Annotated in this window: 3 protein-coding genes; 1 reads left to right on the plus strand and 2 read right to left on the minus strand. The window is 56.3% G+C overall.

The window, feature by feature from the left end:
- Positions 1 to 594 precede the first annotated feature (594 nt).
- Complete coding sequence (locus ABJK70_RS17065) at positions 595 to 3,012, plus strand: PAS domain S-box protein (protein ID WP_347258556.1); 2,418 nt, start codon at positions 595 to 597, stop codon at positions 3,010 to 3,012.
- On the opposite strand, the gene odhB is transcribed toward ABJK70_RS17065, so the two are convergent.
- A complete protein-coding gene (gene odhB, locus ABJK70_RS17070; protein WP_077731224.1) occupies positions 2,998 to 4,248 on the minus strand; it encodes a 2-oxoglutarate dehydrogenase complex dihydrolipoyllysine-residue succinyltransferase in 1,251 nt (416 codons plus the stop codon). The genes ABJK70_RS17065 and odhB overlap by 15 nt on opposite strands.
- Positions 4,223 to 7,075 (minus strand): 2-oxoglutarate dehydrogenase E1 component, encoded by a 2,853-nt coding sequence (locus tag ABJK70_RS17075; protein WP_347258557.1) that lies wholly within the window; start codon positions 7,073 to 7,075, stop codon positions 4,223 to 4,225. The genes odhB and ABJK70_RS17075 overlap by 26 nt, the downstream gene beginning before the upstream one ends.
- Between the last annotated feature and the right edge of the window lie 632 nt (positions 7,076 to 7,707).

The raw sequence follows: 7,707 nt of genomic DNA on the forward strand, positions 1-7,707 counted from the left end.
CCTATTCCAGTAGGCCATAGAAACCCTTTGACAAGCTTCGAGCGAACGGCTTATTCCATTCGGCATTCGAGTGAACATTACGTAGGGTGGGTTAGCGGAGCGTAACCCACCGATTCGAGGTCGCTCGATGGGTTACGGCCTCGCGGCCTAACCCACCCTACAAAAATTAATGCCTTATTGAAAGCGATTTGGAATTACTGGCATAGGCCGTAAATTCCTCTTGGTTCTGCGTCACGGGTCCTTTTGGTAGCAGATAAGGCAGAGAGCGTAATCCAGACATACGTAAGAGTACGTACATTCGAATCGGCGTTAGACATCGTACTCTACGGCCACAGAGCGTTCAGGTCTTTCATATGAGCCGAAATGTTCCAATAAACTCGGCGTGACTGAACGAATCGTTCTTATCTTCGAAATATAAGCTACCGATCGTCGCAGCCTGACCGCAGTGCCGCGATGGCCGTTATTCAATCTGTAGCTGATACAAATACGTAGGAGCTTTTATCGTCCATTCCGTCATCGTATTCGGGTTGGGATGGATAAATGTGCTTAGGACTTGGCAAGTGTTGCCCGGGGTTATCGGAACGGAGGTCAGGCGTGTCCAGCTTCAATAAATCCAGCGAGACGTTGAAGCCCAGGAATGCATTCGCCGTTCTTAAGCCCTATATTGCCGCGCTCGCCTCTCTGATGGTTATCCTAGGGTTGATCGCCGCGACCCATGCGATGAACCGACCGGCTCCGATCAGCCTATTGCTGCTAATTCCGGTTGCCGTGGGTGCCTTCCTAGGCGGATTCGGCGCCGGGATATTGGCGCTGATTCTCGGGCTGGCAGCGGATCATTTTCTTTTCGGAGAATCCGCTTTCGGCATCCAGCGACTTTTTCCCTATATGGATGAACAGGTTCGGCTCGTATTTTTCGTAGCCGAGGGGCTGTTGCTGAGCGGGATCGGTCACTGGCACCGGCTTTCCAGATTCCAAGCCCACGAGTCTGCGCGCCGCCAACAAATGCTGGAGCAAGAAATCGTGCGTCGCCGGAAATTGGAGGAGTCGGTGGTGCGCAGCCAGCGTGCCGTCAAATCGCAACTTGCAGAAATCGAGGGTATTTATGCCACGGCGCCGGTAGGTCTCTGCTTTCTCGACCGGGATCTGCGCTTTGTCCGAATTAATCGTCGGCTTGCCGAAATTCATGGAGTTCCCGTGGAAGCACATATCGGGCGGGACATACAGGAGGTGGTACCGGAGGTCGGTCGAGCAATCATTCCCTTACTGCGGCGGGTGATCGTATCGGGCGAGCCGATTCTGGAAAAAGAGATTTCAGGGACAACGCCGAACAGTTCTCAAACACAGCGGGTTCTGCTGGCGAGTTTTTTTCCGATAAAAGAAAACGATGGCTTTGTGTCCGGCGTAAATGTTGCCGTTAAAGATATCACCGGGCAAAAGCGCTTCGAGGACACGCTAAGGGAAAGCGAAGAAAGATACCGGCTTCTCGCGGAGGTGTCTCCTCTCGTGATCTGGACGGCTGCGCCGGATGGCACTTTGGTCTACGCAAGTCATCATTGGCTCGAGTACAGTGGTTTGACCTTGGAACAGAGTCGTGGGCAGGGATGGACGTCGGTATTGCACCCCGAAGATCGCGAGCGAGTATTCACCGAGCAGCCGGAGGCGCTAAGAAAAAAGCGCCCTTACGAGACAGAACTCAGATTCCGCTGTCATCGGATCGGAGAGTATCGCTGGCATCTCATCCGCGCTTTGCCGCTTTGCGACGAACGCGGCGAGGTCCGCCAGTGGGTGGGTATCGCTATGGATATCCATCAAATAAAATGCGGTGAGAAAGCATGGAGGGACGGTCAAGCACGCCTGCTGCTGGCCCTCGAAGCCGGCCGCATGGCGGTGTGGGAGCGTGATTCGTCGAGCGGCGGAATAACGTGGCTGGACCCGACGGATATGCATTCAGCTATCGGTTTCGAGAACCAATTTCTGGCCTGGGTACGGGATATCGCGGAACGGAACTTGCCCTCGGTTCCCGAGAGCGGCGATCAGCCCGCCGAGAGCTATAGCCAGGAATTCCACATTGTCTCGCCGGATGGACAATTGAACTGGGTCGAAGCGCGGGGACAGCATGTTTTGGGCAACCGGGAGAGCGGCCGGAGACTGGTTGGCGTTCTTTCCAATGTTACCGACCGGAAACGCGCGGAAGAGAGCTTGCGTCACGTCAAGGAGGTTGAAGAAGCACTGCGCGAGGCCGATCGAAGAAAGGACGAGTTCATTGCCCTCTTGGCTCACGAACTCCGGAATCCGCTCGCGCCGATTTTGACTTCGGCGCAATTATTGAAACGGCGTGGCTCGGAACGGCCGGAATTGCTCGAATCGGCTACCGATAGCATCGAGCGCCAGGTTAAATATTTGACTCGGCTGATCAACGATCTTTTGGATATATCGCGGGTCGCGAGGGGCAAGTTACAGCTGAGTTTTGAAGTCACCGATATGGCTTCGGTGATCGCCCATGCTATCGAAGTCTGTCGGCCGGTGATCGAAAAGAACCAGCAGGAGTTGGTGCATAGTGCAGCCGGCCAGCCGATTTATCTTTGGGGCGACCCGGCACGGCTCTCGCAGATCATCGCCAATCTATTGATGAACGCCGCAAAATTTACGCCTGTAAAAGGCCGGATAGAGTTGGCGATGAAGCAGACGGGACGGGAAATCTCGATTAAGGTGAGAGACAACGGCATCGGGATTGAGCCGGACGCGCTCGAACATATCTTCGAACCCTTCGTTCAGTTCGAACGGCCGCTGCATAGTGGCCATAGCGGACTCGGTGTCGGCTTGGCTCTCGTAAAAAGCCTGGTGGAGATGCATGGCGGTAAAATTTCGGTGGCTAGCGCCGGCAAAGATCAGGGCGCCGAATTTTCGATTCGATTGCCTTTGTTCGACCAATCGTCCGGGCGAAAACCAGATCGGACCGAGGCCGAGGACGAGGCGCAGCCTATTAAAGCCTTAGCTTCAGATCTTCAGTAGCAATCTGACCGGATCTTCCAGCAGTTCCTTTAACGTGAACAGAAAAGTCACGGCTTCGCGGCCGTCGATGATGCGATGATCGTAGGAAAGGGCCAGGTAGATCATCGGTCGAATCACGATCTGTCCGTCCTCGACCACTGGCCGGTCCTTGATGACGTGCATGCCGAGAATGGCGCTCTGCGGCGGATTGAGGATCGGGGTCGAGAGCATCGATCCGAAAATGCCGCCGTTGGTGATGGTGAACGTGCCGCCGCTCAACTCTTCGAAGCTGAGTTTGCCGTCCCGCGCTTTTTGTGAAAAATCGATGATCGCCTTTTCGATTTCGGCGAAATTGAGACGGTCGGCGTCACGCAGGATCGGCACCACTAGCCCGCGATCGGTGGATACTGCGATGCCGATGTCGTAATAATCGTGGTAGACGATGTCGTTTCCGTCGATCGAAGCGTTGATGATCGGAAAGCGTCTGAGGCCTTCCACCGCCGCCTTGACGAAAAAGGACATGAAGCCCAGCTTGATCTTATATTCCTGCTCGAAACGTGCGCGGTGCTGATTCCGCAGGTCGAAGATCTTCTGCAGATTGACTTCGTTGAATGTGGTCAATGTTGCGGTCGTGTGTTGCGCCTCGATCATGCGCTCTGCGATGCGGGCTCGAAGCCGGGTCATCGGCACACGTCGTTCGCCCCGGCCTTCCGTCGCTCTGACCTCGGGTCTCTCCTTCGGTGCCGGCTCCGGCCTCCGAGCCGGCGCAACCGCTTCGACGGTCTTGCGTTTTTGCGATTCCAGATAATCCAGGACGTCCTGCTTGGTCAAACGGCCCTCGCGTCCCGTGCCTTTTATCTGCGCCGGATCGAGGTTATGCTCCATGATCAGCCTGCGTACCGAAGGTCCCATGGGTTGGGCGAACCTCACGGGTCTGGGTACCGCCTCGGGCACAGCCGCCGGTTCCGGCTTTGCCGGTATTTCCGGGGGCGCGGCAGTTTCGGCGACCGCGGGACGGGCCTCTGTTTCAATGACCGCCAGAAGCTCACCGCTCCCGACCACGTCACCCTTGGCGTGTCGGATTTCCTGCAGCACGCCGTTGTCCGGCACGGGAACTTCGAGGATCACCTTGTCGGTTTCCAGGTCGACGAGAGTCTCGCTTTTCTGCACCGTATCGCCCGGCTGTTTACGCCAGTCGAGCAAGGTCGCGTCGGTGATGGACTCGGGCAGATTAGGCACGGTGACTTCGATGCGCATGAACTATTCCTAAAGGCTCTTGACGGGGCACGGTTCCAAACAATGCGTCTTCGACAACTTTCTTCTGCTGCTCCAAATGCCGGTGGAATTGGCCTACGGCGGGCGCAGCAGACATCGGCCGTCCAGCATAGCTGAGGACGATGTCCTTTTCCAGCAGGCTCAGGAAGCGGTGCTTGATCTGGTGCCACGCGCCCTGATTTTCCGGTTCTTCCTGACACCAGATCAATTCTTTCATTTGGGGGTAAGCCGCCAGTTCCTGCATGAAGAGATCGTAAGGAAAGGGATAGAGCTGCTCTATGCGGATAATGGCGACGTGGTGAAGGTTTTCCTTGCGCCGAGTCTCCAGAAGATCGTAGAACACCTTGCCGGTGCAGAGGATGACGCGGGTGATCTTGGCCGGGTCATGGGCGTCGATTTCGCCAATGATGTTGCGGAAGCTTCCGTCCGACAATTCTTCCAGCCGCGACGTGGCCAATTTGTGCCGCAGCAGGCTTTTGGGCGTCATGATGATCAGCGGCTTCCGGTAAGGTCGCAGCATCTGCCGGCGCAAAAGATGAAAGATCTGGGCCGGTGTCGTCGGCACGCACACCTGAATGTTCTGTTCGGCGCATAGTTGCAGATAGCGCTCGATCCGGGCCGATGAATGTTCAGGGCCCTGGCCTTCGTAGCCGTGCGGCAGAAGCATGGTCAGTCCGCTGAGCCGTCCCCATTTGGTCTCTCCCGAGGTGATGAATTGATCGATCACAACCTGGGCATTGTTGGCGAAGTCTCCGAATTGGGCTTCCCAAATGACCAGGGTGTCAGGCTCGGAGCTGCTGTAGCCGTATTCGAACCCGAGCACGCCTTCTTCGGACAGCAGCGAGTCGTAAATGTAAAAACGCGCCTGGTTGTCGCTGAGGTTCTGAAGCGGAATATAGGTATCGCCGGAATCTTGGTCATACAGAGTTGCGTGACGATGAAAAAACGTTCCGCGTCCCACGTCTTGACCGGTCAAACGTACGGCGTAACCCTCGGTCAGCAGCGAGGCATAGGCCAGAGTTTCAGCATATCCCCAGTCGAGAGGTATTTCCCCGGCCGCCATTTTGCGCCGGCTTTCCATGATCGCCGCCGCACGCGGATGAAGGGCAAATCCCGGCGGAATGCCGATCAGTCGCTGCGACAGGTCTTGAATCGTTTTCTGTGGCAAACCTGTATCGCAGGGCAGCGTCCACTCGGTGCCGAGGTAGTGATCCCAGCGGGTTTTGTAGTAGCTCATGGCGTCGTGAATGATCGGCCGGAGGAATGTTTCGTCTTTCTTCAGACCATTTTGGTAATCCTCCTCCATGCGCTGGACGACGTCGGGGGTTACCACTCCTTCGGCGATCAATCGGTCGGCGTAAAGCTTCCGAACCGGCGGATGGTTGCGGACAAACCGGTACATCGAAGGTTGAGTCACAGCCGGTTCATCCGCCTCGTTATGCCCGTGGCGGCGATAGCAGATAAGATCGATCACCACGTCTCGCTTGAATTTCATCCGATAATCGAGAGCGAGCCGGGTGACATAGAGCACCGCTTCGGGATCGTCGCCGTTTACGTGAAAAACCGGCGCCTGAATCATGTTCGCAACATCGGTGCAATACAGCGTGGATCGGGCATCGAACGGGTTGCTGGTGGTGAAGCCGATCTGGTTATTAATGACGACATGTATGGTTCCACCCGTCGTATAAGCACGGGTTTCGGCCATGTTGAGCGTCTCCATGACGACGCCTTGCCCCGCAAAAGCGGCGTCGCCGTGAATCAGGACCGGGAGTACGGCGGTCTCGCCGTCTTCGTCCTCGCGCCGGTCCTGGCGTGCGCGCACGGAACCTTCCACGACCGGATCGATGATTTCGAGATGCGAAGGATTGAAGGCCAGGGCAAGATGCACCATGCCGCCGCCCGTTTCGATGTCCGATGAGAAGCCCATGTGATATTTCACGTCGCCTGCGCTGGCATATGGCGGTGCGTTCGGATATATGCCTTCGAACTCCTGAAATAGCGAGCTGGGCTTTTTCCCAAGGATGTTGATGAGCACATTCAGCCGCCCTCGGTGGGCCATGCCCATCACGATTTCCTTGGTTCCTTTTTCGCCTGCCCGCTGGATCAGATCGTCCAGCAGCGGAATCAGGCTTTCCGCTCCTTCGAGCGAGAACCGCTTTTGGCCCACGTACTTCCGATGCAGGTATTTTTCTATACCCTCGGCGGCGGTAAGGAGCTTCAGCATCCATTTCTTTTCCTCGGCACTGAAGTTTCCGCGGGCGCGCGTGCTTTCCAGCCGCTTTTGGATCCATCGCTTGATGTCGCTGTCGACGATATGCGTGTATTCCGCACCGACGTGACCGCAATAGGTCTGCCGCAGCATCGAGAGAATCTCGCGCAATGGCAGCCGTTCCGGGCTTCGCAGGATGTCGATGTAAAACGGACGGTCCAGCTCATCTTCGCTCAGCTCGTAATGGGCAGGGTCCAAATCCTTCAGCGCTGCCGGGGGGGATAGCTTTAACGGGTTGTTGTCGGCGGACTGATGGCCGCGGGTTCGGTATTGATAAATCAGCCGGTCTACAGCGGATTGCTTGCGCAGCATTTCTTCCGCTTCGGATTCCCCGATTGCCGCTTTGACGACGCGGCGCTCTCTTTCGGCTGCGGGCTCCTCTCTTGTCAATTCGTGCTGGATCGACCGGAATTTCTCCCGCCAGCTTTCATCGACGGACTCGGGATCCCGCAAGAATCTCTCGTAGAGATCTTCGAGAAAACCGACGTTGTCTTCGCTGAAAGCCGATGCGTCTTTAAAGAGTTGTAAGAGCTTATTCATTAGGTTGTCTCGTGTGTCCGTCCCGTTCTTTGAGATTTTAAACGAAGGTCTTGCGCCTACCGTGTGGTGGTCAGTCCGTTTGGCCAGACTGTGGGACGCGTATACGTATGCGTATACTTAAAGACAATTTTGAGCCGAGTTTTATCTCCGATAAAGCCCGGAAAATTTCCTGCTACCAAGCTGCCGGAGGGACCGACACGGCACCGGTGCCGTCGTTTCTCGCCATTGCGGCAGTCCGTTGTTTCCGTCCACGTCCGTCACAGTCTAAGTCTACGTTATTAACCCGGCTTCTAAATTAGGCCGGGTTAATCCGGGGCGGCGATCAGCCGCGTGAGCTAGGCCTAAGCGTGTAACCGGCCTGGGCGGCGGCCCGAAAGACCAGGAGGGTATTTACGGGTCTGATCGATATTAACCCGGCCTATAAATATAGGTCGGGTTAATCCGGGGCAGGGATGCCCCGGCGCGGCGACAAGCCGCGTGAGCCCAGGCCGGGCGTGTACCGGCTTGGGCGGCGGCCCGAAATACCAGGAGGGTATTTACGGGCCTGATTAATAAATTATTCCGGAGCAGGCTAAACGACCGGTAGTCGGCCGATTTTGGTCGTCATTCCACGCGGCGACAACACGTCGAGC

This window comes from Methylocaldum sp. (genome assembly GCF_039794385.1).
Taxonomy (GTDB): Bacteria; Pseudomonadota; Gammaproteobacteria; order Methylococcales; family Methylococcaceae; genus Methylocaldum.

Bases quoted from the DNA above. Each gene is read 5' to 3' on its own strand.
- odhB (WP_077731224.1), bottom strand. From the start codon at position 4,248: ATGCGCATCGAAGTCACCGTGCCTAATCTGCCCGAGTCCATCACCGAC.
- ABJK70_RS17075 (WP_347258557.1), bottom strand. From the start codon at position 7,075: ATGAATAAGCTCTTACAACTCTTTAAAGACGCATCGGCTTTCAGCGAA.